This window comes from Paenibacillus sp. NPDC057886 (assembly GCF_042796655.1).
In the GTDB taxonomy this organism is placed as follows: Bacteria; Bacillota; Bacilli; order Paenibacillales; family Paenibacillaceae; genus Paenibacillus.
Map to the genome: position 1 here is coordinate 113,891 of NZ_JBHVMZ010000005.1, position 25,715 is coordinate 139,605.

Annotated in this window: 18 protein-coding genes; 9 read left to right on the forward strand and 9 right to left on the reverse strand. The window is 45.2% G+C overall.

What is annotated here, in order from left to right:
• Positions 1-114 precede the first annotated feature (114 nt).
• Positions 115-549, reverse strand: coding sequence for a MarR family winged helix-turn-helix transcriptional regulator (locus ACFVQB_RS17830; protein ID WP_379441744.1), 435 nt, complete (start codon positions 547-549; stop codon positions 115-117).
• Between the two features lie 142 nt (positions 550-691).
• Here ACFVQB_RS17830 and ACFVQB_RS17835 point away from each other — a divergent pair, with 142 nt between their 5' ends.
• Entirely contained in the window at positions 692-1,663 is a 972-nt protein-coding gene (locus ACFVQB_RS17835; RefSeq protein ID WP_379441746.1) for an aldo/keto reductase, read from the forward strand.
• Positions 1,664-2,087: 424 nt separating this feature from the next.
• Here ACFVQB_RS17835 and ACFVQB_RS17840 read toward each other — a convergent pair whose 3' ends face one another.
• Complete coding sequence (locus ACFVQB_RS17840; RefSeq protein ID WP_379441749.1) at positions 2,088-4,109, reverse strand: ATP-dependent DNA helicase; 2,022 nt, start codon at positions 4,107-4,109, stop codon at positions 2,088-2,090.
• A gap of 203 nt (positions 4,110-4,312) precedes the next feature.
• Between ACFVQB_RS17840 and ACFVQB_RS17845 the strand changes: the two genes are divergently transcribed.
• Positions 4,313-6,577 carry a glycoside hydrolase family 3 N-terminal domain-containing protein gene (locus ACFVQB_RS17845; RefSeq protein ID WP_379441752.1) on the forward strand — a complete coding sequence of 755 codons (2,265 nt, stop codon included), beginning with the start codon at positions 4,313-4,315 and terminating at the stop codon, positions 6,575-6,577.
• 136 nt (positions 6,578-6,713) lie between these two features.
• Here ACFVQB_RS17845 and ACFVQB_RS17850 read toward each other — a convergent pair whose 3' ends face one another.
• The gene (locus ACFVQB_RS17850) at positions 6,714-7,208 is read right to left on the reverse strand and encodes a GNAT family N-acetyltransferase (protein ID WP_379441756.1); all 495 of its coding nucleotides are present in this window, start codon (positions 7,206-7,208) and stop codon (positions 6,714-6,716) included.
• A 99-nt stretch (positions 7,209-7,307) separates the two neighbouring features.
• Between ACFVQB_RS17850 and ACFVQB_RS17855 the strand changes: the two genes are divergently transcribed.
• Positions 7,308-8,930: a helix-turn-helix domain-containing protein gene (locus ACFVQB_RS17855; protein ID WP_379441760.1), complete on the forward strand. Its 1,623-nt coding sequence runs from the start codon at positions 7,308-7,310 to the stop codon at positions 8,928-8,930.
• A 22-nt stretch (positions 8,931-8,952) separates the two neighbouring features.
• Complete coding sequence (locus ACFVQB_RS17860) at positions 8,953-10,695, forward strand: cache domain-containing sensor histidine kinase (protein WP_379441763.1); 1,743 nt, start codon at positions 8,953-8,955, stop codon at positions 10,693-10,695.
• 112 nt (positions 10,696-10,807) lie between these two features.
• Here the strand turns inward: ACFVQB_RS17860 and ACFVQB_RS17865 are convergent, their stop codons facing one another.
• The 4 genes from ACFVQB_RS17865 to arfA all read right to left on the reverse strand — a co-directional run bounded on the left by ACFVQB_RS17865 (position 10,808) and on the right by arfA (position 16,144).
• Entirely contained in the window at positions 10,808-11,698 is an 891-nt protein-coding gene (locus ACFVQB_RS17865; RefSeq protein WP_379441767.1) for a carbohydrate ABC transporter permease, read from the reverse strand.
• Positions 11,699-11,713: 15 nt separating this feature from the next.
• Positions 11,714-12,604: an ABC transporter permease gene (locus ACFVQB_RS17870; protein ID WP_379441770.1), complete on the reverse strand. Its 891-nt coding sequence runs from the start codon at positions 12,602-12,604 to the stop codon at positions 11,714-11,716.
• A 32-nt stretch (positions 12,605-12,636) separates the two neighbouring features.
• Positions 12,637-14,241, reverse strand: a complete 1,605-nt coding sequence (locus tag ACFVQB_RS17875; RefSeq protein WP_379441774.1) for a type 2 periplasmic-binding domain-containing protein — start codon at positions 14,239-14,241, stop codon at positions 12,637-12,639.
• Positions 14,242-14,650: 409 nt separating this feature from the next.
• A complete protein-coding gene (gene arfA, locus ACFVQB_RS17880) occupies positions 14,651-16,144 on the reverse strand; it encodes an arabinosylfuranosidase ArfA (protein WP_379442828.1) in 1,494 nt (497 codons plus the stop codon).
• A gap of 225 nt (positions 16,145-16,369) precedes the next feature.
• Here arfA and ACFVQB_RS17885 point away from each other — a divergent pair, with 225 nt between their 5' ends.
• Both ACFVQB_RS17885 and ACFVQB_RS17890 read left to right on the forward strand, forming a co-directional pair.
• Positions 16,370-17,296, forward strand: coding sequence for an ArsR/SmtB family transcription factor (locus ACFVQB_RS17885; RefSeq protein ID WP_379441777.1), 927 nt, complete (start codon positions 16,370-16,372; stop codon positions 17,294-17,296).
• 121 nt (positions 17,297-17,417) lie between these two features.
• The gene (locus tag ACFVQB_RS17890) at positions 17,418-18,533 is read left to right on the forward strand and encodes a phosphotransferase enzyme family protein (protein ID WP_379441781.1); all 1,116 of its coding nucleotides are present in this window, start codon (positions 17,418-17,420) and stop codon (positions 18,531-18,533) included.
• A 105-nt stretch (positions 18,534-18,638) separates the two neighbouring features.
• Here the strand turns inward: ACFVQB_RS17890 and ACFVQB_RS17895 are convergent, their stop codons facing one another.
• Complete coding sequence (locus tag ACFVQB_RS17895; RefSeq protein WP_379441784.1) at positions 18,639-19,490, reverse strand: AraC family transcriptional regulator; 852 nt, start codon at positions 19,488-19,490, stop codon at positions 18,639-18,641.
• A 176-nt stretch (positions 19,491-19,666) separates the two neighbouring features.
• On the opposite strand from ACFVQB_RS17895, the gene ACFVQB_RS17900 reads away from it, so the two are divergent.
• From ACFVQB_RS17900 to ACFVQB_RS17910, 3 genes are all read left to right on the forward strand, one after another.
• A complete protein-coding gene (locus tag ACFVQB_RS17900) occupies positions 19,667-21,073 on the forward strand; it encodes a family 4 glycosyl hydrolase (RefSeq protein WP_379441787.1) in 1,407 nt (468 codons plus the stop codon).
• Between the two features lie 408 nt (positions 21,074-21,481).
• Entirely contained in the window at positions 21,482-22,762 is a 1,281-nt protein-coding gene (codB, locus tag ACFVQB_RS17905) for a cytosine permease (protein ID WP_379441791.1), read from the forward strand.
• Positions 22,731-23,999: a cytosine deaminase gene (locus ACFVQB_RS17910; protein WP_379441795.1), complete on the forward strand. Its 1,269-nt coding sequence runs from the start codon at positions 22,731-22,733 to the stop codon at positions 23,997-23,999. The genes codB and ACFVQB_RS17910 overlap by 32 nt, the downstream gene beginning before the upstream one ends.
• A gap of 168 nt (positions 24,000-24,167) precedes the next feature.
• Here ACFVQB_RS17910 and pdxR read toward each other — a convergent pair whose 3' ends face one another.
• Positions 24,168-25,658 (reverse strand): MocR-like pyridoxine biosynthesis transcription factor PdxR, encoded by a 1,491-nt coding sequence (pdxR, locus tag ACFVQB_RS17915; protein WP_379441800.1) that lies wholly within the window; start codon positions 25,656-25,658, stop codon positions 24,168-24,170.
• Positions 25,659-25,715 lie beyond the last annotated feature (57 nt).

Consider the following 25,715-nt stretch of genomic DNA (forward strand, 5'->3'; position numbering starts at 1 on the left):
TTCCGCTTTTTTGGGCGGAAGGGCCTGTTTCATGTGAATTGAGCAGTTATATGGTTGTTATTCAACATGAGAAACGGCGATCAAGATCAAGAGCCTTTGCAAGGTAAGGCTGCTTTATTTTGTTCTTTCCGCCAACTTACGAATGGACTCCATGTCTTGATCGGTTAACAGGTCTAGAAAATGCTTGCGTATTGCCTGCGAGACGATGGGGAGGGCTTCATTCAACGCTGACTGCCCTGCGGCAGTAATAATGACTTGAACACCGCGATCCGTGTCTAGCGGTTTCCTCAGAACAAGGCCACGTTTCTCCATCCGCGTTAGATGATGGGATAGTCGACTTTTATCCCAGTCCATCGAGTCCGCCAATTCCTGTTGGCGAAGCTTTCCATCCCCAAATTGAACCAACCGGTCCAATACTCCAAAATCACCTTCAGACAATCCTGTGTGTTCTGACATCTCTTTTACAACGCGTCCGAAGATTCGTTTGAAGGAGCCTTTCCACATATTCCATATTTTCATTTCTTCTTCGTTCAGTTCGTTCGTATTCATACGACTATAATATCATGGTTGACACATCAACCACAAGTTTGTTATAGTGTATTTACAGGTTGATATATCAACCGATAAAAGGGGGCACTGGTTCAAGGTTGATATATCAACAAACTTAAATATAGAAGGAGTTTGTTATTATATGGAATATGTGAAACTTGGTCAGAGCGGATTGGATGTTTCGACGATAAGCCTCGGTACCATGAGCTTCGGTGTACCTGAACGAGGCAATGCCCCATGGTCGTTGAATGAAGAGAACAGCAGACCGATTATTAAAAAAGCCATCGAATTAGGCATTAATTTTTTCAGTACGGCCAACATGTATTCCGATGGAACAAGTGAAGAAATTCTTGGACGCGCCTTGAAGGACTTTGCTTGTCGTGACGAAGTCGTCATCGCCACAAAGGTATTCGTTCCGATGCGAAAAGGTCCGAATGCGATGGGGCTTTCCCGAAAAGCCATCATGACCGAAATCGATAACAGCCTAAGAAGGCTTGGAACGGATTATGTCGATCTGTACCAAATCCATCGTTGGGACCCCACTACACCAATCGAAGAGACCATGGAAACCCTTCACGATTTAGTCAAGTCGGGCAAGGTCAGATACCTCGGGGCATCCTCCATGCTGGCTTGGCAGTTTGCAAAAGCCCAATATGTCGCGGAGCGCCATGGTTGGACACGCTTCGTTTCCATGGAAAATAGACTGAACTTGCTCTATCGGGAAGAAGAAAGAGAAATGCTTCCGCTATGCAAAGATCAGGGAATTGCCGTCACTCCGTACCTGCCTCTGGCCGCAGGCCGGTTAACCAGGGATTGGAATGACCAGACCGCACGATCGGAGAGTGACCAGGTAGCCAAGGCACTGTTTGTGAAAACGGAAGAAGCTGATCGCAAAGTGGTTGAGAGAGTTGCAGAAGTTGCAGCTAACCGAGGAATTCCGCGCGCGCATGTGGCTCTTGCATGGTTGCTTCAAAAAGAAGGGGTCACTGCTCCGATTATCGGGTCGACCCAAACAAGCCATCTCGAAGACTCGGTTTCGGCATTGTCGGTTCAATTGACACAAGAAGAAATCACACGTTTGGAAGAACTCTATATCCCTCATCCATTAGCATAAAATACGGATACCAACCAAAGCCGCTAAATTAGCGGCTTTTACGTATTTAAGGATCAAGTTCTTGTCTCAATCCCGAGAACAAAATCTTCGTTCTTGTGAATGTGTAGAGGAAAAAGCTAAGACATACTTACTTCTGTGATACAAATAATATATTTGATTCTAACTGATGCATCTGATGCAGAATTCAATTAGCTTATTTCATGATATTCACTTGTATTAATTCACTATTAAGGAAACTATTACAGAGTCAAATATTACGATTTGATCCTCATGTGTGTTGGCCGGGAAACTTGAAGGGTAGAATACGATTAACGTTAACCCGCAACACCTCGGCGGAATTTCTTTAGTCGCAAGCGGAACTTAAATCCGCTTTTGTGGACACCGGAGTTATTTAAGGTAAGAAGCACAGCAGTCTGTTCTAATTTTAAACTCGACGTTTTATGCCCTTTTTTTGGACAAACTTCTCCAGAACCGAAAAATCCTCTGTTACCTTCTTAAAAGGCAACGTTTCCAGCACCTGTTCACGGTAATTCTTTTTTGCCACTCCGCTGAGACGGGAGTCCAGTATGCTGAGTATGCCAAGGTCCGTTTCACTGCGAATCAAGCGTCCAGTTCCTTGCCGTAACCGGAGAAGCATATCCGGTACAAACACCTCCATAAACGGATTCTTCGTTACAGATGCCTTATATTCATAAATAGGATCCGAAGGAACAGAGAAGGGCAGCCGGAAAATAATGACCTGCGACAGGTCTGGGCCCTCGATATTCACACCTTCCCAGAATACACCGGTACTTAAAAGTACCCCTTTGCTTTTCCTGAATTCGGCGATGACACCGTCCTGGGAAGATCCCTCTTTTTGAACATGGACTGCCCATGTATACTCATTAGTTCTTGAAATCAACTTCTTATGAATGTATTTCATGTCCTCCTTTGCTGAAAAAAGGACGAGAGTTCTTCCTTCTGTCAGATTACAGAGCTCAATCACTTCGTTGTAGGCTGCTTCAAGATAGTTTTCGCGCTGATCATGGTGGTAATAAGGAACTTTGTTCGAGATGTACATCATGGCATGGCTGGTGTAGTCAAAAGGGGAGGGCTTGCGATCCATAAATTCACCCTTATAACCGAGGGAGTGCGTCAAATAAGAGTATTGTTCCTCCAACGTATCCCCGCCCTGACACAGCGTTGCCGACGTGAGGATAACAGGCGCCTTGCCATTAAATAAAGCGTACTTCAGAAATTGGCTTATATCTTTGGGACAAATGCTGATCGTGGCCACTCCCAGGGGACTGCTTGCCCAAATGAGATCGTTGTCCTCTATTTCAGCCAAGACATTGATGAGGGTAATAAGCCCGTTTATGGCCTCAAAAGCGTCATCAATCTCCCGCTCGTGGCGGGAGGTCAAAATGGAAAGGCGTAGACTGAGATCTTTCAAATCGTTCGATACTTGGCTTAATGGTATTCCTTTGATTCCTGACACTTTTATACGGTCGCTATCCTGCTTGGCATGGTGGAGCAGATCAGCGTTTATCTGTTTAAAGATTCGTTCAATACATTTTTTTATAAACTTGGATTGTGAAAAGAGACTTTTATCCCCGGATTGCTTCGTGAGAAGCTGCACAGTGGTATCCAGAGTGCGGCATACTCCCCGATAAGTGAACTCGAGCGTTCTTGCATCTCGAACTTTTGCTTCCAGATTATGCGCTTCATCAATGACGATCAGAGCAGGCTGCTCCGAGATAATGCTCTTGGTTCCTTCTTTTTTCTTCATCAAATCCCGTATGAGCAGGTCCTGGTTCACGATAATAAAATCAATTTCATGAGCCTTTGCATTCAATTTAGCTCTCATATCGTAAAACAAGCACGCATTTTTATGATGGCAACGTTCAAATTTGCAATCATTCACGGAAACGTTGGACCACTCGGCATCACTTATTCCACCTTTAATATCCGCTCTTTCATCAATTTCAAAATCTAAAATGCGCTGGGCAAGGGTAGACAGTGAGGAGTCCGGATCATCAGGTCTGATCCATTCCGCCGCCCTGCTTCGGCAGGCATACTGGCCCATGCCTTTCCCCACGACGGAGCGAACGGTTGTGAATCCCAACCGGCTACCAATGACCCTTAAATCTTTATGTATCTGCTCCGACAGCTGAATGGAGGATGTAGCTATAATGACCGGTTTCTGCGACATTTGATTCGTGAGCAGGCTTGGGATCAGGTACCCAAAAGACTTGCCGATTCCGACACCAGCTTCAATCATGGCGTTATGCCCATGGATGTAAGCATCGGCTATATCGAGAGACATTTCTTGCTGCCCGATTCGCTCTCTAAGGCCAATTCGAGGGAACCGATCATAAATTCGGAAGATAGCGTCAACCAAAGATCGTTCGATTTCCCTTTTCGATTCCCGCTTATTTATCTTATAGAGTTCATTTAACCAGTTCATAATGATCGCCCCCCTTCCAAATAAATGATCCTCTTGTAAGGAATTTTTTAGTCAAACTGTAATTATCTTAGATGCTGAGATAACAGTCAAGTGTTCATAGGGGGGATAAGTACCAGAGCGATAAAAGCAGCGAGCAAACGCAACAAAACGTATAACAATAGCGTCTATTTATCTTACATAGAACAGCAACAGGAGTGAAACAGATGCAACAAAAAATGATAGCGATATTCGGTGCAGTTCTCGGTTCTATGCTCATATGGGCAGGAAGTGCAGATGCGGAAGCACGTTTTACGGATCTACAGCATTCAAAGTGGGCAGAAGATGGTATCGAGTATATGGCCAAACGAGGAACAGTCGCAGGATATGGAAATGGGATATTTAAGCCCCAAGGGCTGGTAACAAGAGCGCAAGCCGTCACGTTTATGGTGCGGGAGCTTTATCCTCAACAGCTAGAGAAACCGGTGGAAGGTAAGACTTATTCGGATGTTCCGACAACGCACCCCTTTTATCGGGAAATCGCGTTAGCATCAAAAAACGGACTTGCCAGCGGATTTCCGGGCGGCTCTTTCCGTCCGGACGCACCGCTTAGCCGTGCCGAAACTGCGGCATTCCTTACGCGTGCGTATTCACTCTTGGAAGGCAAGCAACCAGCCAATTGGTCAGATACGAAAAAACATTGGGCTGAAGCGCCCATTCTTATTTTGAGCTCAAACGGTTTGGTTGGCGGATATTCGGATGGTACTTATCGTCCGGATCAAACGGTCACGCGAGCGGAATATGCAGTATTTATGTCACGGGTGATTCGGTTTGAACGCGAAGCAGCCATTCGTACACAAGATTGGGATAAGCTGATATCCTATATGACCGTAAGCGAGCAAGTCGGCCAAATGCTTATGCCGGACATTAGGCAATGGAACGGTAAAGTGACTACGACCGTTAATGAAGGACTGAAGCGCAGCATCCATGATCAAGATTTGGGCGGACTTATTCTTTTCGACAAAAATATTGTAGATGTAAGGCAGCTTACAACGTTCACACATGATCTGCAAAGGGAAGCCGGAGATATTCCTTTATTTCTTAGCATCGACCAAGAAGGAGGCGTCGTTAAGCGGATACCGGGCGGGACGAATCTGCCGGGGCAGATGGCGCTTGGCGCAACGGGAGATACAGCACTAGCTGAAGCGGCTGGTCAGCTGACAGGGGAGGAGCTGAAGGCACTGGGTCTGCAGATCAACTTTGCGCCGGTGCTCGACATTAACAGCAATCCCGACAACCCAATTATTGGCATACGATCGTTTGGCTCAGACGCGGATTTGGTGACGCGGCTTGGTCTCGCAACGATAAAGGGACTACAGCAATCAGGGGTGATCGCGGCAGTCAAGCATTTTCCAGGCCATGGGGATACGACTGTAGACTCCCATCTCGGTATGCCGGTACTAACCCATAACCGCGCGAGGCTTGATGCGGTAGAATTAAAACCATTTCGGGATGCGATTGAAAACGGGGTAGAGATGATCATGACTGCGCACATTGCTTTCCCTGCCATTGATAACGAGCATGTCACTTCACTCAAAGACGGAAAGAGTGTGCCCATACCTGCCACCTTATCCAAAAAGGTGCTGACCGGACTGCTTCGGGGGGAGCTGGGATACGAAGGTCTGATCATTTCGGATGCCTTTACCATGAATGCGATCGCGGAGCATTTTGGAGAGAATAAAGCCGTGGAACGTGCTGTTTCCGCAGGTGTTGATATCATCCTTATGCCAAAAGATTCGACAGCTGCACATCAAACGCTGGTGAACGCAGTGAAGAGCGGGAAGATCCCGGACGAAACCATTCATGCTTCAGTGAAACGAATTTTGGAGCTGAAAGCCAAATACGGTTTGTTTGAACGCAGCCAGACTCTTGCGCAAAAACTAACCGAGATTAACGGAATCATTGGATCGAAGCAGCATCGGGCGGTGGAACAGGAAATCGCCGAGCGAGCGGTCACTGTATTGGCCAGCCGCGAGGGTGTACTTCCGGATCAAATTCAGCAAGGCGACCGGGTCGTTATTCTCGCAGCCGAACAGGCACAGGCACAGCAGCTTGAAAAGCAACTGATACAGGCTGCCAATAATCTATCCCTAAAGACAGAAATTTCTCTTATTGGACAAGGGAAGACGAATCAAGAACTTCAGGCGATTGCACAAGCCGACTACGTCATTCTCGCATCTTACCAGTTCCGTAACGTGGCCAGTGAGTTCGGTTGGTCCAATTATCAAACCTTAATTGATACGATGAACAGGCGTAATCAGCGATACTCCCTATTATCGCTTGGCAACCCATACGAGATGATTTATTTGCAGAATGTGCGATCAGGGCTTGCCGTGTATGGAAAGCAGGAGCCCAATACGACAGCAGGGATCAAAGTGCTGGTTGGCCAACGGAAAGCTGGGGGCAAGTTACCTGTGAGAACTGGAACGTAACCGGAAAGATTTTTGAGGGAAAAGCGCTTGATGGAGGAGCGGATACTCAGATTATCGCGAAACAGGGTGATCACCACCAGAGCGAACAGGGCCACCAGTGCTTTGTTCGCTTTTCTTAATCAACGGATGGAATAGATTAATTCAAATTTTTGTAATAAACTAAATGGTCTGTCCACTCATTATATTCGTGGATAAACCCTTTGCGAACACATTCAAATTCCATGCCCACACTTTCTGCAAGTTTCATAGAAGGTGTATTATCCAAATTTATATGGGCTTCTATACGGTGGAATTTCAAATGTTTAAATGCAATATGAAGAGCTTCATTTACGGCTTCTTTGCCGTAGCCTTTTCTCCAATACTGACTATGGATAGTATATCCGAAGCTTCCCCATTGAAAATCAGCTCTTCCTAAGGTTGCGATATCAATCATACCCAGATGTGTACCATCTTCCTTTCTAAACACACCAAATACATAAACGGCATCTGTACGCGCTAACTCTTGGTGTCGATCCACCAGATGATGAAACCAATCCAATGTACATTCAGTCATATCCATTTTCCCTTTATCGTGGCGTTGTTGGGACCATAGGATACCTTTGATGAGAACAACAACAAAAGAAACATCCATTTGATTAGAAATCACAGTTCGAAAAAGGGAGGCTAGACATCTTTGCAACAATTAGTTTAATGGTAAAATAGTTAAAATGGTTCATGTTGGAGGATGCTCATGTATAAACTGATGATCGTAGATGATGAACTGCTAATGCGGGTTGGAATTCGTTCCATGCTGAATTGGGAAGAGTACAATTTCTATGTTGCTGGTGAAGCGGGGAACGGAAAGGAAGCGTTGGAACTCGCACTGGAAGTGAGCCCTGATCTAATTATTACGGATATCAAGATGCCAATCATGGACGGGCTAGAGCTCATACAAGAGGCATCTTGTTTACTGAAAGACTGCAAATATGTCATCCTGAGTAATTTTGACGAATTCCATTATGTAAAAGAGGCGTTGAAGCTTGGCGCTGTAGACTACTTGATTAAAAGTGAGATTACAGAAACCGCTCTAATCGATCTCCTTGCCACCATTGAAGAGAAACTACAAAGTGAACGTGGCAGTCAGACCAACGTACCATTTATGACACATGATTATTCCAAGAGCCTGAGACATCTAAAGGATAGCTTCTTCCAAGATGTTGTAAGCGGATTCATAAATGAAAAGGATATGGTTTCCAAAGCTGAAGAAATGCATTTTCGTATACGATCAGACAAGTTGGTCGTCATCCAGTTTATTGTGAACTATTACGAGGAAGCGAAGAGGAAATATGTCGAGAAGGGGGAAAAACTACTTCGATTCTCTATTCTGAATATTATGGAAGAGATCATTCCATCCAAATGGGAGAAAGAGATTTTCGTGGAAAGCTCATCTGAATATTGGGTTATTGTCAATGTTCTTCCTGAGAGTGAGTCCGTGCAAGCCGATCTAAACAAACTATGTAATAAGCTTCTGTCTTCAATCAAGGATTTTATGAATCTGTCACTCACAGCGGGTGTAAGTACAATCGTTTCCGGTTTCCATGGCATAAGAAAGGCATGTCAAGAAGCGGAATTCGCCCTAAGGCAAAGTTTCTTTAAAGGCAGCAACCAAATACTGTACTACGCGGACGTGATTCAAGCTCCAGCTCGGAAAGAAGTGAATGGAATGCTCAGTCCAGAGCAAGAACGAGATTTCCTCAAATTATGGGTGAGTAAAGACAACAAAAAGGCGGAGGGTTTCCTTGAAGAAATTCGCTCTGATCTGGAAGTGCAACGAGCAGATGAGAGCAGTATTCGCAAGCAATATATCATGGTGATGGAAACCATACACTCCCATCTGTCACGGGCTACTGAAAGAGGTAAACCTTCATTTACGCAGAGATCGCCTTACGAAATCGTTTTGAAGGGAGAGTATTGGGAGGATATTCACCAAGATATGCTGGCTCATATCGCGTATTACTTTAAAACCGATTCCCTGATTATGCAGGAACGTTCCTACACAGACCTCGCAATTGAGCTGATGGACAAGTATTATGCCGAGGATATTTCGTTACAAAGTATCGCTAGCCAAATCAGTGTCAATCCTTCATACCTCAGCCGATTGTTTAAGCAGGAAAAAGGAGAGAACTTTATCACGTACTTGACACGAGTCCGGATTGAACATGCCAAGGCTTACCTATTGAGCAGGGAACTGAGAGTATATGAAATCGCTGACAAGGTGGGCTACCATAATTACACGTACTTCAGTAAGATTTTCAAAAAATCGGTAGGATTCACTCCTGAGGAATATCGAGAACGACAGCAGGGATTAATGTAATCCGTGAATAGAGGTGCAGCATATGAAGCATGCCCGGCTCTTACGAATCAAGTACAAAATCATGGTGATATGCATTACAGTCATCATTCTTCCAGTACTTGTGATGACGATTAGTTCGTATTACTCCTCTGAGCGATTATTGGCACAGAATTACACAAATCTGCTCACGGATCTGTCCAAGCAGACGAATATTCGCATCGACGAGTTCCTAAAGGAAATTGAAAAAATCACGCTGCTTGCCAGTAATGGACTTAGCAACAATTTATCTGCAACCCATGAAGGTAGCTTCCCGATCCAGGATTTCCTGCGAGAGGGTGATGAACAAAATGAGATTGCGGCATACAATATTTTGATGAATTATATCATGATGAAGGATCGCGTATTTTCCATCTACCTCTATAATTTGAACGGGGGACAAGATCTGTTCGTCAGTCCTAACCAACCTATTGACCCAGACTTCAAAGTGGCGAACGAATTATGGTTTAAAAAGTTCATGCATGATAATGATCGAACCATCACGTTGACAACCCGAATCGATGAGCAATTGGCGAATAAAATTCTGGCAGTGTCACACGCTCGTAAAATTCATGATGTGGCTAGCGGTGAACTGCTTGGCGTGATCGTGGTCAGTATTGATATAAAGTTCATCGAAATCGTTAATCGTAACTTGCAGGAAGGGCTACGTTCCAGGTTCATGATTGTCGATGAGAATGACAAGATTGTATATAACGTGAATGACCGATTAATCGGTACATTGTTCCGGGACAACGTTCGTCCACCCGAATCATTGAATGTTGTCGTGACCAGTCCACTTAGTCAACAGAAATGGACAACATACTTATACATGCCATTGGACGAGCTGACTGCCGACGGCAAAATATTAGGGCATAATCTGGTGACACTGGCCATTGTCCTGGTTCTTTTTGCTGCCATCATTTCGATTTTTCTATCTCATGTCATCACCACACCCATAAAGAAACTGCTGCGCAATATCGCCTTGGTCGAGAAGGGGCAGTTTGAACAAGTCGAACATATTCGTTCTCGCGATGAGATTGGACATTTATCGGTTCGATTTAACAAGATGTCACATGAATTGAAGCGTATGGTTGAGCGGATGCAGCAGGAAGAAATAGAGAAAGCAAAGGCCGAGATGCGTGCGCTTCACGACCAGATCAAGCCTCATTTTCTGTATAATACACTGGGTTCAGTGAAATGGATCGCCTCCATGCAGCAGGCTGACAAAATCGTAGAAATGACAGATGCATTAATCTCAATGCTTCGTTATACAACAAGATCCGATGGAACCCTTGTAACGATTCGTGAAGAAATCGATAATATAGCGAATTACGTGACGATCCAGAATGTTAGGTACTACGACTGTATTCAGATGAAGTATGAGATTGAGGATAGACTGCTCGATTATCATATGCCCAAAATGATCCTGCAGCCCATTGTGGAGAATGCGATCTTTCACGGTCTGGCCGAACTCGAAGAAGACGGAGTCATTACCATTCGGATTCAACCACGGGGCAGAGATATTGTGATCGAAGTCTGCGATAATGGCATCGGTATGGATCAACATACGATCCAGAACTTTATGGAAGATAAGCTCGAAGCAGACAAAGGAACAGGAATTGGCCTGCATAATGTGCAGCGGCGTATTCAACTTCATTTTGGCAAGCCTTATGGAATACAGGTGGCTAGTCAGATTGGCGAAGGTACCACTTTTACCATGCTGCTACCTGCCATCATAGAAATAACTTAGTCATACATGGATTGATGCATACGTTTGCCATAGTAGAACGATTCCAACTATGTTTCAGAGGGTGAACACACCAAAAGAGCTTGCAGGATTAACTGCAAGCTCTCCCTTTTAATTATCCTTTGACGCTACCGAGTACCAAGCCCTTGGTAAAATATTTTTGCAGGAACGGATAAACGAGCAAAATCGGAATGGCACCCAAGAACATTTGAGCAGCGCGTCCAGTTCTGGCGTTCATCATAGATAGCAGTTGAGTATAATCCGAGCCAGATTTCAGCATGATTTGTTCAAAGCTCTGCAGCAGGGTCTGCAGGTAGCTTTGTAATGGATAATTGGCTGGATTGTTCATATAGATAATTCCATCGAACCATGAATTCCAATGGCCGACGATACTGAACAAACCGACAGTTGCGAGAGCGGGCTTGAGGAGCGGCAGTAGAATACGAAGCAATACCTGTACAGGCCCGGCACCGTCGATAATCGCTGATTCTTCAATCTCCTCTGGCAAACCTCTAATGAAATTCATAAGAATAATCATACTAAACACAGGCAGAGCTCCGGGCAGAATCAGAGACCAAATCGAATCAATTAAGCCCATTTTGACGACTACCAGATAGGTAGGAATTAATCCTCCACTAAATAACATGGTCACAATAAAAAATCCCATATAGATATTACGGCCCATCAATTTTTGTTTTGATTTGGATAATGGATAGGCGGTGAGTACGATCAAAACCAGATTCACAAACGTTCCGAGAACGGTTCGTTGGATTGCAACCCAGAGAGAGGAGAAAAATGACCCTCCAGTTAATGCAAATTCATAAGCCTTAGTCGTGAATTCAACTGGCCAGAACGTAACACTTCCCGCGGACACAGCGGAACTGCTACTGAATGAAACAGCCAACAGGTTGATAAATGGAAGGATACAGAGCAGGGAGATTAGAAGCAATATGGTGTAGTTTAGGATATGGAATAAACGCCTGCTCATACTTTTATCATAGATCATAATGATAGTTCCTCCTTAGAAGATACGATACCCTGCTACCCTGTAAGCCAGGAAGTACGATACGGCAACGAGAACACTGGAAATGATGGATTTAAATAATCCGACAGCGGTACCAATCGAATACTGTGCCTGCTGAATTCCCAGACGGTATACATAGGTATCAATAATATCTCCAGTCTGATACACGACAGGCGAATACAGGTTATAGATTTGGTCGAATCCGGCATTGAGGACGTTACCAAGTGACAACACAGTCATTAAGACAATCGTTGGCATGAGGAGGGGCAAAGTAATGTAGACGGTCTGCTTCCACCGTTTGGCTCCATCAATTACCGCGGCCTCATATAGCCCAGGGTCAATACTAGTTAGGGCTGCTAGATATACAACCGTTCCGAATCCAAAGCCTTTCCAGATATCACTCACGATCATAGTCCAAGGAAATATGGACGGTGTGCCCAGAAAAGAGATAGGTGCAATCCCGAATACGCCTAGAAATGTGTTGATGATGCCGTCGGAGCTAAGTATATCCAGCATGATGCCGGCCATAATGACCCAAGACAGAAAGTTCGGAATATAAACCAGGGTTTGAAAAGTGCGTTTGATACCACTGTTCAGGACTTCGTTAAGCAGTAATGCGAAAATAACGGGCACGATAATACCGCCGATAATCTTGAAGACGGACATATAAAGCGTATTCCAAATGGTTCTTACGAAGTTCGGCTGACTAAATACATGCGAAAAATTGTCCCATCCGACCCATGGAGAGTTAAAGCCGAGACCCGGATTGTATTTTTGAAATGCAATAATAAGCCCATAAAAAGGGATATAACTAAAGATGAAGACCAAGACTAGGCTCGGGATCAACATGAGATGGTAGGGACTCTGCTGTTTCCATTTTCTCAGCATTCATTATTCCTCCGTTCTTGGCAAAAGCACTTCTATTTTCCGTAGGCGTCATTGACTGCCTGGGTTGCTTCATCGCCTCCGGCTGCTCGCCAATTCTGGACGATAATATCAAAATAATCAATACTTTCGCTGCCCATGATGATCTTGGTGAAGCCTTCGGTCAGGATATCGTCCAGCGTTGTGCCATAACTCGACAGCACCTCCGGTGAAACACCCCATAGAGCCGTCTTTGTGTAGTTCTCGCTATCAAGCACTTTCTTAGCCAGACCATACGCATTCTTTGGAGCACCTTGTTGCAAATAATCACCGACTGCTCCCGGTGTTGCATTATTCATAAACTCAACACTGTTGTTATATTTCTGCCACATACCCGAAGTTGTGAGTCCACTGGTATCTTTGGATTGAAGGGCTGCTGATACAGCCTCGAACTGCTCGTAGTCGGAATTTGGATTAAGTACACGAAATGCCCCGACCACATGGGCAATATCATTGTCCAGCAAAGCGGATAGCGTTTCTGTGGACTCCTTGCCAGTGCCTTCATCAACGATATAAGCATAGTCGTTCAAAATCTTAATTACTTCTTGAGGGCTCTTGAATCCCTTTTTCATGACTATATAATTGTTGTTGGCGAAGAAGATGGATTGTTTCGCTTCCTTACCATCGATGGTAGGGATGATATACGGATAAAAGATCGCATCCTTACCCAGATTGGCTACCGTATCGACACCAGGATTATAACCCCACCACTGGTAATAAGGCTGTACGCCCACTTTGCCGGCTACGATATCCGCGTTCATCGCATTAAAGTCTTTGATTGCAAATTCCGGATCAATGATGCCTTGCTTGTACCATTCCGACCACTCAGCCAGTGCATTCTTCATTTCAGGCTGGACTGAGCCATACACTAATTTTCCACTGTTATCCTTCATCCACATATCCGGATGCGCATTCCATGCAATGGCGAGCAGGTTGAGGTAATCCAGCGATTGATCTACTGCTATACCATACCCTCCGTGTTTTTCCATAAATTTCAGTGCAATGTTCTTGATGTCTTCCACAGATTTCGGATCCTGGAGACCCAGCTCTTCTTTCCAATCGTTCCGGATCCAGATGAAGTCTGGTTGTTCAATTAATCCCCAGTGCATCTGCGGTATCCCATACAGCTTGCCGTCCTTCTTACCAGACTCATAACTGTCCGCATCCGTTTCCATGTAGCCTTTGAGACGTTCTGAAGCGTGTTGTTCAAAGACATTGGTAAGGTCCATTACCATATCTGCTTCGACCAACTGCCTTAATTGTGATGGATTTACCCTAAACACGTCGGGGAGATCATTCGATGCTATAGCCAAATTCAATTTGGTATCATACTCATCGCTGACCCAGTCTGTTTTGACATCGATATTAAACTGCTCCTTGTATCGCTTAATCCACACATTGTTTGTGATATCGTCGCCCTTTGGATATTTGGCAGAAGTATATTCTGACGTTACGGTGTGGATGGTTGTTATTCCGCCCTCGTTGGCATCCGAATAGGTATTGGATGTACTTTTCTCGGTACTGCTACCATTCGTACAGGCGGCGAGCAATAAGGTCGACATGCATAAAGACAACACTAAAGTTTTGGTTTTCTTGTTCATTTCCTTTCCCCCTTAAGCGTCATATTTCAATACGTTTTCTTGAAAATATTCTAAACGAGAAAGGGAGAACGTGATATAAAGGTTATTGACGAGAACTAGTATGTTTTTTTACTTTCGAGTTGTAGCGAAGAATTGATAAAAGAGGTTTGTGCACTTTTTTTACTTATCACCAAATCTTTTTTTACTCATGGCTCCAAAAATCGTCTTAGGTGACGATCTATAACGAGTGAATCTGCTTCGTTTGCTCCAATTCCAAAGCAGTGTCCCCACATGGAATCTATAGGTTTAAATTAGGTATGAATGGAACACCAAAAGCCCTCCAGCTTCGTGAGAAGATTGGAGGGCTTTGTTTAATGTGAATGGGTAGCCATCATGCTTACCAAACTTTATTTAGGCAGCATCGGCTAGCTCAAGCCTGGTTAGTTTTAAGACGAATGACATTCCATGACGCTTTGTTCAGGATCGATTGGACTTTTCCTTGATCCACCTTGGTATATCCGCCGGAATGAGGAACAACATTGTTAGGGTTCGACTTGGTATTAACGGCTTTTAGATCCGGGTTCTCAAGCACGATATGCTCCATGAATGTCGTTTCTCCGAAGGAGCGCAGGTCTACGTTGAGTTCCAACTGCTCATCCAGATGTCTGTTAACCGCAAAGATTGTGATCGTACCGTTTTCTTCATCATGCACACTGATCGCTTCAAGGTAAGGCACGTCCGTGAAGTCTTTGGAATCATATTTAGGTGAAGTTGTGATGGACCGCAGCACTGTACCGCGTCCGAAATTGGAGGCGTGCAGGAACGGGAAATACGTCGTCTGGAACCAGATTGCTCCGTTATTTTCCGTCATGATTGGTGCAATGGTGTTAATCAACTGAGCAAGGCAAGCCATTTTTACACGGTCGGCGTGCTTGAGTATGGTAATCAGGTAACAGCCCACGGCTAGTGCATCTTCATGCGTGTACACATCTTCAAATTCAGGAGGAGCAATCTGCCAGCGTTCTTCCATACGGCTTGTGCCAATGGATTTCCAGACATTCCATTCATCCAGGGACAGCATCAATTTTTTCTTGCTGCGTTTTTTGGCTTGTACAAAATCACAGATCGAAGCAACACTATCAATAAATTGATCCAGATCCAGCGATGTCGCCAGGAAGTCATACGTGTTGTCTCTGTTGTTATTGTAATACTGATGCAGGGACAAGTAGTCTACATTTTCATAGGTAAGATCCAGCACGGTTGCTTCCCAATCTGCAAATGTACTCATGTCGCGGCTGGAACTGCCGCACGCCACCAGTTCAATATCCGGATCAACCCATTTCATCGCTTTAGCTGTCTCATTGGCAATACGTCCATACTCATATGCGGTCATCGCACCAATCTGCCATGGTCCGTCCATTTCGTTGCCCAGACACCACGTTTTGAATTTATGTGGGTCCTTGTAGCCGTGAGAGATCCGCAGATCACTCCAGTATGTGCCAGATGGGTGGTTGCAGTATTCGACCAGGTTTCTGGCCGCATCAATGCCGCGAGTACCCAGATTTACAGCCATCATAACTTCGGTTCCAACCAGCTTGGCCCAGTCTGCAAATTCGTTCGTTCCTACTGCATTCGTTTCAATCGTCCACCATGCCAGTTCAAGTCTGCGTTTACGCTCCGCTACCGGACCAACGCCGTCCTCCCAATTGTAACCGGATACGAAATTGCCGCCCGGATAACGAACGATGGGCACGTTCAAAGCCTTGATCGCTTCAATGGCATCTTGACGAAACCCTTGCGCATCTGCTGTAGGATGACCCGGATCATAAATACCGCCGTATACGGCCCGTCCCAGATGTTCTATAAATGAACCATAGACACGCGGATCTACTTCAGCAATCTGAAAGTCTTTATCGATAAGCATTTTGGATGTAAGCAATGGGAAAACCTCCATAGAATTAATTTTAGGTGTGTAAGAAACTTCATTTCACGATGAGTTCGCATAAAAGCAAAATCAACTCATTGATTTGTTATCTAATGTGTATCATAATGCTATTATATCGAGCAAGTTTATTTTACAGGATTCGCTAAATAGCGAATTCTAAATCAATAATAAATTGATTTCTAAAGAGATAGGGAAGTGAAGTTCATGATGCTTGGCACGGATTCCTCATCCTTGATCATATATGAGGCGCTCGCCAGCGAGGCCCGTTTAAATATCGTTCGCTTATTATTGCAAAACAGGGAGATGCATATTAATGCGCTTGCCAAAGAGCTGTATCTGAGCAAAGCTATCGTTAGTACACATGTGAGCAAATTGCAAAAAGCGGGCATCGTAGGCAGCCGCATGAAGCGTGAGAACGGTGGAACGTATAAATACTGCTTTATTCTGCAAGAATTTATGACTATTAATCTCTCTCCTGAACCAGTTGATGCTCCTTACCATGAAGTCTCTATTCCGGTTGGTCAGTATACGGATTACGAAGCTTGGCCTACCTGTGGCATTGCAACAACGACGCAAATGATTGGACAATATGACACACCAGCCTGCTTCATGGATCCGGATCGGGTCAATGCGGGTATTCTTTGGTTGGCACGAGGTTTTCTGGAATATAAGATTCCGAATTATCTGAATACAGAACAGCATCTCCAGGAAATTGAAATTTCACTCGAACTCAGTTCGGAAGCACCCCAAGTCAATGAAAACTGGCCTTCCGACATCCGCTTTTCCCTTAATGGCAAACACCTGGGAACATGGACAAGCCCAGGGGACTTTGGGGATCGGAAGGGCAAACATACACCGCTATGGTGGAAATTGGACGTCAACCAGTATGGTGTACTGAAGGTGATGCGCATTAACGGAGAAGGAACGTTTATTGATGGCCAGCCCATCTCGGATGTACGTATCCATGATCTGCAATTGGATTCTTCCACCTACTGGACGTTTGGATTAAGACCGGAAGAAGGGGTGCCTGGTCGGGGCGGACTTACGCTGTTTGGGAAAGGGTTCGGCAACTACGATCAGGACATTTTGATTCGGTACTATTACGAGGCTGCAGCATTGAAAAAGGAATAGAATAATCTGGAATTGTAGGATAAGATATAACCATCTGAATAAAAAGGAGCGTTTTCAAATGTCTAACAAGGTGATTGTGCTTTAGGTTCACAAAAGGATATTTGCGTAACAGGGATTCCTTTTGTGGACATTGCAGTGCGGGAAACCGTCCCGACAATGTTTACTGGAGGAGATCATTATTAACTTTAACGAGGCTGTTAACATTAGCAATACGCATGTACTGGCATTGGTATCCGAGTTGTTTCATCTGGAGGGTTATAACATTCAGCTTATTCCCCCTCATGAGGGTGGGCGGAATGTCGTTTATACCTGTGAGCAAGAGGGGCGTGAATCGCTAATTCTACGAGTGTCTTTTTTGCCTGACAGAAAGCGGGAAGATTACATTGCCGAACTGGAGTATGTCCGGTATTTATTTGAGCACGGTGCAAGTGTCTCGAATGTAGTCAGCTCGAAAAAGGGCCATCTGCTGGAAGAGATTACTTATGATGAGCATACGTTCTTTATCTGTTTGTTTGTGAAGGCCCAGGGAAAGTTGCTGGTAGAGAACCATTATCAGTACCGGGAAGGCGTTCCACTTACCGAATACTATTATAATAGCGGCAAAATTCTGGGCAAAATGCATCAGCTATCGAAAGGGTACACTCCCGTCCATCGCCGGCATCATTTGATTGACAATTACAAAGGTGAATATCTCGATAATTTGATACCTGAATCATTTTCTCTGCTTAAGGAGAAGATGGTCGAGCTCCTGAATACCTTAAAAGGTTTGGATACAAACAAGGAAACATTCGGGATGATCCATTTCGATTATAACGATGGGAATTACTCAATCGATTTTGATACCGGCCAAATCACCGTGTATGATTTCGATAATTCATGCTTTGGCTGGTATATGTATGATCTGGCAGATTTATGGACACACGGTGTGGGCTGGATACAATTCGAACCTGACGCCGGGAAACGCAAAGCATTCATGGACAATTATTTTGAAACCGCCCTCGCTGGTTATACTTCCGAAACCAAGATCGAAGATTCGATGTTGGAGAAGCTGCCTTTATTTATTCAAGTCACCCTCTTGGAGAATATCCTAGGTCAATTTGAGGAAAAGCAGCATACTGGCGAAGAAACGGAAGATGACGAAGAACTGTTGTATCTCATTAAATGTTTGGAAGAGGATGTACCGTACAAGGGATTTTTCCATGACATGTATTCGAGTGAAGCACCCTTTACGTTATGAGGAACGCTGAAGTGACATACACCTGTAACATGAATAACCAATGACTAATCAAGTGTGGAGGCAGCCGGCATAGACCGGTTGCCTCTTTGTTTAGCTACTGCACTTTTATTCAAATTTGGAAGGAGGCACGTTGTAAAATTTTTTGAACGCTTTGGAGAAGGTAAAGGGATCGGGATAGCCCAGAAATCCGGCAATTTGCTGAATCGTATATTTTTTCTCGTACAGATAGTCTCTGGCTCGATTCATCTTAATTTGATTGATATACTGTCCCGGCGTAATACCCAGAATTTTCTTGAACAAAGAGATAAAATATTTCTCAGAGACACCGGCAATAGCCGCAAGCTCGTTAACTCGGATGACACGATGAAGATTCGCATCTACGTATGGGAATACGTTCTGCAGAACTTCCAGACTTCCTTCCGTTTTCCTCGGTTTTCGGTCTTTTAGAAATTCGCCGGTATATAGACCTTGCCCGTGAAGCTCCAAAATTTTCGCAATAACCAGAAGCAGAGAAGCCTTCAAGTAGAGTGGACTTCCGGAAGCGCCGCTGTCCTGCTTGAACTTTCGATAGGACGAGGTGAACAGCGTTGATTCCTCCCGAACCAGGTTGCCTGTTACGATGCCGGGCAGTTGAAACTCGCCCAGAATTCGCTTTTGTTCAGCGATGCTGAAATCAAAGTGCATGTATACGAATCGGCACAGCTCTCCGGTCGTGGAAGCAGTGTAAGGCATATCCGGATAAAAAAACACCACGTCACCCGGGCCCGCCATATGCCCGATTCCATCGATGGTAATCTTGACGGAGCCTGCTGTAATGAACCACAGATCATAATCGGAATGAGACTTGTGCTCCGTCCAAATGCTGTCGTGCGTTTGTTCCAAATAAGAGCTCATGCGAAGTGTGATATACTCCGAAAGCTCGTCAATTATACTCATATTTACAGTCTCGGCATGCATCTAATCCAACCCTTTCCTCTCCACTTTATGACATCCTTCATTTTTAACTATCATAGCAAAGGATTTATCTCTTATTAACTATCGTACCATATGACATGTTTTGAAAACTATCACACATTCCGATTCCAGCTCACTCACCTATAATGAACTTATATCGTTAAGAGGAGGGGTTATTGATGAATGCTACAAACACACAGCATCCAAAGGTAGTCGTTATTGGGGCAGGCAGCCTGTTTTTCGGTCGTCAGTCCATCTGGCAGATGGTTCACTCCCCATATTTGAATCAGGGAACGCTGGCTTTGGTGGATACGGACGAGGAACGGCTCTCGAAAATGGTAACACTGGCGGAGAGGGTCGCTCGCGAGAACAACGTATCCTTAAAGATAGAGGGTTCGGTGGACCGACGACAGGTGCTTCCGGGAGCAGACTTCGTTGTACTCAGCTTTGCGGAGCAATCGGTGAAATATCGGGGCATCGACTGCCAGGTTTCTCTAAAGTACGGGATTCGCATGTGTTCCGGCGATACGATTGGCCCCGGCGGGATCTTTCGCGCGATGCGGGAACTGCCGGTTATTATGGAATGCGCCAAAGACATAGAGGAGCTGTGTCCAGATGCGTGGGTGATCAATTATATTAACCCGTCTACCGTTCACGGCATCGCTTTACATCGTTATGCACCGAAGCTCAAATCGTTTGCGCTGTGCGATAGTCATCATATGCCGCATAAGAAAGCCTATTACGCTGTACGAGCCGGAATCATCGACAAGTCAGACGAGTTCACCAATGAGATCGACCAGAAATTCGATTTCCGCATCGCTGGGGTCAATCATTTCACTTGGCTGCTTAAAGCGGAATTCGAAGGGAAAAATGTGATGCCCCTAATCGCGGAAGCCATGCGCAAAATGGCAGGTGATGAGAACAACGGCGGTGATCGCGGCGCAAAAGCTATTTTTAACGATGCTATTACCTATGAACTGTATGATATTTTCGGAATTATTCCCACTTGCACGGCGCATACGAAGGAATACGTTCGGTATTGGCAAGGTCTCGGCAAGACTACAGACCCGATTCCGCCATTATCCATCTGGGAGACAGAGGACAGGTATCAGCGTCACGACGAAATGTGGCGTCAGGTGGATGATTTTCTTGCGGGGAATATCCCGATTGCCGATTACATGAGCACCTTTGGCCCGGATCATGCGACTGATATCATTGAGAACATGGTAGGGAATTTGGGGAAGAAGTTTTTCATCAATACGCTTAATCAAGGCGCGGTAACCAATATGAATGCCGATTCGTTCCTGGAGTTACTGTGCGACGTTGGGATGGATGGGGTGAAGCCACTTCATGTAGGCGAGATGCCGCGTGGAATAAGAGGTATGCAAGAACTTGTATTGGATACGCATGAGCTTACGGTCGAAGCTGTTCTGGAACAGAGCTACGAGAAACTGAGAAGGGCGATGCTCACCGATCCGCTCGTGAATTCGATCAGTGACGCGGACAAGATCATTCATGAATTGTTGGAACTGGAGCGTGAGATGATTCCGGACGTTTGGTACAAGGACAAATTGCAGTATAGCTAAGGAATAGATAACGATAAAAGACCACGTAGTTTCCTTGCAAAAGGGTAACGTGGTCTTTGGTTTTATATGAGTTCCTGGTTCATTTGAAAGGATAAATAGGTATAAAAATTAGCTTATTGTAGAAGGGATTTATTACCTTTGGATAATAATGACATTGACATCTGCGGCTTTTTCTAAAATAATAAATGTAATTGAATACTGGTACCTTTAATTCAGTCCAGAGAGGCTGGCAAGGGCAGCGGATTTTATAATCACGCGTGTTTCGGGGCATATTCCGTCAGGGATGCTCTGCGTCTTCGCGCGGATTATGATGCAAAAAGAGGCTACTTGTCAGTGTGTAACTTGACGAGTAGCCTCTTTTTTCTGCTTTTTTTGGTATCAGATACACTTTAAGTTGGAGGTATTCTGATGAGTAAACAAGATCAAGAGTTTTCATGGCAAGAGGTGCCAAAAACGCAGAGAAACCATTTTTGGAAGACGTTGTCCGTCATGCTGGGTTTCACCTTCTTCTCGGCAAGTATGTTGGCAGGGGGTACGCTTGGAGTCAGCTTGACGTTCATGGAGTTCATTGGCATCGTGCTTGCGGGCAATCTGGTGCTCGGCATCTATACAGGAGCACTGGCACATATCGCCGCCAAGACGGGCCTGTCCACACATTTGCTGGCAAAATATGCGTTCGGTGAGAAAGGATCGTATCTGCCATCGTTCCTGCTCGGCTTCACACAGGTTGGATGGTTCGGGGTAGGTGTGGCCATGTTCGCGATTCCAGTAGCTAAAGCGATGGATTGGAACGTGTACCTGCTGATTATCCTGTTTGGTCTTGCTATGACGGCATCAGCCATCTTTGGTATGAAGTCGCTCGTCATCTTGGGTTATATCGCGGTTCCGGCTATTGCCATTCTCGGAGGTTACTCCATGTTCGAAGGTGCAGGCTCGCTGGGAGGTCTGCAAGGATTGCTCGATTACACGCCGACAGAGACACTCACCGCGGCAGCAGCATTGACCATTTGTATCGGTTCATTCATTAGTGGCGGAACGCTGACGCCCGATTTTGCCCGATTTTCACGGACGTCCCGCCAAGCGGTTACCGCAACGGTGATTGCCTTCTTCCTCGGAAACTCGCTCATGTTCCTGTTCGGGGCAGTGGGTGCAATGGCGTATAACCTGGCCGATATCTCGGAGGTCATGTTTCTGCAAGGCTTGCTCATTCCCGCGATCATCGTTCTTGGACTCAATATCTGGACAACCAACGATAATGCCTTATACGCCTCCGGGTTGGGATTTGCCAATATCACTAAAATTTCCAAAAAATTCTTCGTCATCGTAAACGGTATTGTGGGTACCGTATTTGCCATGTGGATGTACAACAATTTCGTCAGTTTCCTGAATGTGTTGGGCGCGGCGGTACCGTCCATTGGGGCGATTATCATCGCGGACTACTTCTTCGTGAAGCGCAGAAACTATAAACCGTTTGCCGACATGAGTTTCAAGACGGTAAACTGGGTAGCGATGGTCGCTTGGGCCATCGGCGTTGCGTTTGCTCAGCTGGCTCCAGGAGTAACACCATTAAATGCACTGATCGGTACGGCGGTGGCCTACATCGTGTTGATGCTGATCGTTCCTACGAAAGAATCCAACAAAGAAAAGGGGAAAATGAATGATTATACAGAACGCAAAATTGCGGGGTAAAGAAGGTCTATGGAATATCGTCGTGAAGGACGGAAAGTTCGAACAAATTACACAGGAGCAGCAAGCAACTGCAAATGAGGAAGTACTTGACGTCAACGGTTCACTTGTACTGCCGCCATTCATTGAGCCTCACATTCATCTGGATACAACGTTAACGGCTGGCGAGCCGGAATGGAATTTGAGCGGAACGCTGTTTGAAGGCATCCAGCGTTGGTCGGAACGCAAAGCATTTTTGACACATGAAGATGTTAAAACCCGCTCCAAAACAGCGCTGAAATGGCAAATGGCGCAGGGCATCCAACATGTTCGGACACATGTGGACGTTACAGATCCAAGCTTGACGGCAGTCAAAGCGATGCTTGAAGTAAAAGAAGAGATGGCCCCATACATCGACATCCAGCTTGTGGCTTTCCCACAGGAAGGTATTCATTCCTATCCGAACGGTGCAGAACTGCTGGAAGAGTCACTGAAAATGGGCGTTGACGTGGTCGGCGGCATTCCGCACTTCGAATTCACGAGAGAATACGGTGTCGATTCGATGAAGGTTGCTTTTGACCTTGCCGAAAAATACGACCGTTTGATCGACATCCATTGCGACGAGATCGATGACGAGCAATCCCGCTTCGTGGAAGTCGTTGCCAAGGAAGCCTACGAACGCGGACTGGGCTCTCGCACGACAGCAAGTCACACGACGGCGATGGGGTCTTATAATGACGCATATACGTACAAATTATTCAGATTGCTGAAGATGGCTGACCTCAATTTCGTCTCCAATCCGTTGGTCAACATTCACCTGCAAGGACGCTTCGACACGTATCCAAAAAGAAGAGGACTGACTCGCGTCAAAGAGCTGCAGGAAGCTGGTCTTAACGTATGCTTCGGTCATGATGATATCTTTGATCCATGGTATCCGCTAGGAACGGGCAACATGCTTCAAGTACTGCACATGGGAATCCATGCTTCACAGTTGCTTGGTTATGATCAAATCGTAAATTCGGTCGATCTCATTACGAAAAACAGCGCAAAAACGTTGCAGATTGAGGATGTGTACGGCATTGAAGAAGGAAAGCCTGCCAACTTCATCGTTCTTGAAGCAGAGAACGAATACGAGGCTGTTCGCAAACAGGCCAATGTACTTTACTCGTATAGAGGTGGCCACAAAATCGCGGAAACAAAACCGCGGGACACGTCGATCATTCTTGAAGGTGGTTCGGAGAGGGTTACTTTCAATAAATAATCAAATGAAAAGTGCGATGCATTAACCAGAGCTTTCGCATTAGCCAATACATCCCCTCAGGGTGGACAGGTCTATAGAGATTCCATGATTGTGAACTCTTCCTGTACAAAAGAGGGGATTTTTGGTGTTCAGTTTTGAAAGACTAGAGAGACGAGACAGAGAAAGTCCTCACAATGGAACTGTGACGGCATTTTTTAATTTGGATACGCCTTCCTGTAGTTGAACATCTGACAAATGTGCAAATGATAAATAGATACCATACTTCGTACCGTCAGACGTTGAACTGCTGACTTCTGAGTATACAACCCCTTCAGATCTGGCCGATGCCCGAAAGACTTCATACGTGGACGCATCACCTCGCCACCAGCCAAACACGTGCAGACCCGCTTCGTTTTCTACCCAATCAAACCATGTAGAGAGTTGCTCGTTCAAAAGTTTGAGTAACAGATGAAATTTGCGACTGTATAAACGATTCATCCTACGCAGATGACGCTCATATTGGCCGCTTGTCATAAATGCTGCTAATGCCCGCTGCTCGATCAGATTAACAGGTCTGGGCTCGTATAATGCCTGTGCTTTCCTAAAGGTGTCTGCCAAAGTGGGGGGGAGAACCACATAACCAAGCCGTACTTCTAAAGGCAAGGTTTTCGTGAAGCTGCCGAGGTAGATTACGCGTCCCGCTTTATCCAATGTTTTCAGCGGTTCAACATGCATTCCACGATATCGAAATTCACTGTCATAATCATCCTCGACAATCATAGCATCATGACGATGTGCCCAGTCCAGCAATGTTTGTCTGCGTTCAAGGCTAAGCATTTCCCCCGTAGGAAATTGTCGTGACGGCGTGACAAACAGCATACGTGCGTCCCAGTTTTGGGGTACAACTCCCTGACCATCAAGATTGGCTTCAATCAATTTTGCACCGGCAGCCACAATAGCTTGTGATATCCCGACATAACAAGGGCTTTCCGTCACTACATGATCCCCAGGATCTGCAAGTAATTGAGTGAGCAGAGCTATAGCTTGCATAGAGCCTGCAGTCACTGCAATATGATCTGCATCGACTTGAATCCCCCGCATCCGCCGAAGGTAGGCAGCAATGGCTTCTCGCAATTTCGGCTCTCCTGTTGAACTAACAAGAGCAGAGGTTGTTTCGATGTGATGCTCTCGATTTCGTATCTCAGCATACAATCGATTATTCCATTCATCGTAAGGGAATTTGGAGAAATCAGGCTGGTATTTGCTAAAATCAATAACTTCGTCGCTTTCTATTCTGGAAATACTTGTTTGTGCATTGGTTTGTGAATTCCTATGAGTTGTCTGCTGTTCAAACTGCTGAATACGATTGCCCCAGGCAGATAAGTGATGAGTGCAAGCCTTCACGTTGGATGCATCATTGCTTAAATCCAACTGATAAGCAACAAAGGTTCCTTTTCCATGCTCTGAATGAATGTAACCTTGAGCAGTCAACGTATCGTATACCTGATTCACTGTTCCGCGGGAAATGTGATAGGTCGCAGCTAACTCTCTTGTAGAGGGTAACTTCTCGCCATGCACCAGATTACCTTCATGAATAGCGTCACGAATCGCATGATAGAGAGACTTCATCTTGGTATATTTTCGGTTCATATATGAACTGTAAGCTACATGAAATTGCATATGCCCTCCAGAGATTATTTTAGAAGTGGTACAATAAAAACCGAAATTATTGGATCT

What these genes read in the sequence shown, in the direction of transcription:
- ACFVQB_RS17830 (WP_379441744.1), bottom strand. Translation starts at nt 549, where the DNA reads ATGAATACGAACGAACTGAACGAAGAAGAAATGAAAATATGGAATATG.
- ACFVQB_RS17835 (WP_379441746.1), top strand. Translation starts at nt 692, where the DNA reads ATGGAATATGTGAAACTTGGTCAGAGCGGATTGGATGTTTCGACGATA.
- ACFVQB_RS17840 (WP_379441749.1), bottom strand. Translation starts at nt 4,109, where the DNA reads ATGAACTGGTTAAATGAACTCTATAAGATAAATAAGCGGGAATCGAAA.
- ACFVQB_RS17845 (WP_379441752.1), top strand. Translation starts at nt 4,313, where the DNA reads ATGCAACAAAAAATGATAGCGATATTCGGTGCAGTTCTCGGTTCTATG.
- ACFVQB_RS17850 (WP_379441756.1), bottom strand. Translation starts at nt 7,208, where the DNA reads ATGGATGTTTCTTTTGTTGTTGTTCTCATCAAAGGTATCCTATGGTCC.
- ACFVQB_RS17855 (WP_379441760.1), top strand. Translation starts at nt 7,308, where the DNA reads ATGTATAAACTGATGATCGTAGATGATGAACTGCTAATGCGGGTTGGA.
- ACFVQB_RS17860 (WP_379441763.1), top strand. Translation starts at nt 8,953, where the DNA reads ATGAAGCATGCCCGGCTCTTACGAATCAAGTACAAAATCATGGTGATA.
- ACFVQB_RS17865 (WP_379441767.1), bottom strand. Translation starts at nt 11,698, where the DNA reads ATGATCTATGATAAAAGTATGAGCAGGCGTTTATTCCATATCCTAAAC.
- ACFVQB_RS17870 (WP_379441770.1), bottom strand. Translation starts at nt 12,604, where the DNA reads ATGCTGAGAAAATGGAAACAGCAGAGTCCCTACCATCTCATGTTGATC.
- ACFVQB_RS17875 (WP_379441774.1), bottom strand. Translation starts at nt 14,241, where the DNA reads ATGAACAAGAAAACCAAAACTTTAGTGTTGTCTTTATGCATGTCGACC.
- arfA (WP_379442828.1), bottom strand. Translation starts at nt 16,144, where the DNA reads ATGCTTATCGATAAAGACTTTCAGATTGCTGAAGTAGATCCGCGTGTC.
- ACFVQB_RS17885 (WP_379441777.1), top strand. Translation starts at nt 16,370, where the DNA reads ATGATGCTTGGCACGGATTCCTCATCCTTGATCATATATGAGGCGCTC.
- ACFVQB_RS17895 (WP_379441784.1), bottom strand. Translation starts at nt 19,490, where the DNA reads ATGCATGCCGAGACTGTAAATATGAGTATAATTGACGAGCTTTCGGAG.
- ACFVQB_RS17900 (WP_379441787.1), top strand. Translation starts at nt 19,667, where the DNA reads ATGAATGCTACAAACACACAGCATCCAAAGGTAGTCGTTATTGGGGCA.
- codB (WP_379441791.1), top strand. Translation starts at nt 21,482, where the DNA reads ATGAGTAAACAAGATCAAGAGTTTTCATGGCAAGAGGTGCCAAAAACG.
- ACFVQB_RS17910 (WP_379441795.1), top strand. Translation starts at nt 22,731, where the DNA reads ATGATTATACAGAACGCAAAATTGCGGGGTAAAGAAGGTCTATGGAAT.
- pdxR (WP_379441800.1), bottom strand. Translation starts at nt 25,658, where the DNA reads ATGCAATTTCATGTAGCTTACAGTTCATATATGAACCGAAAATATACC.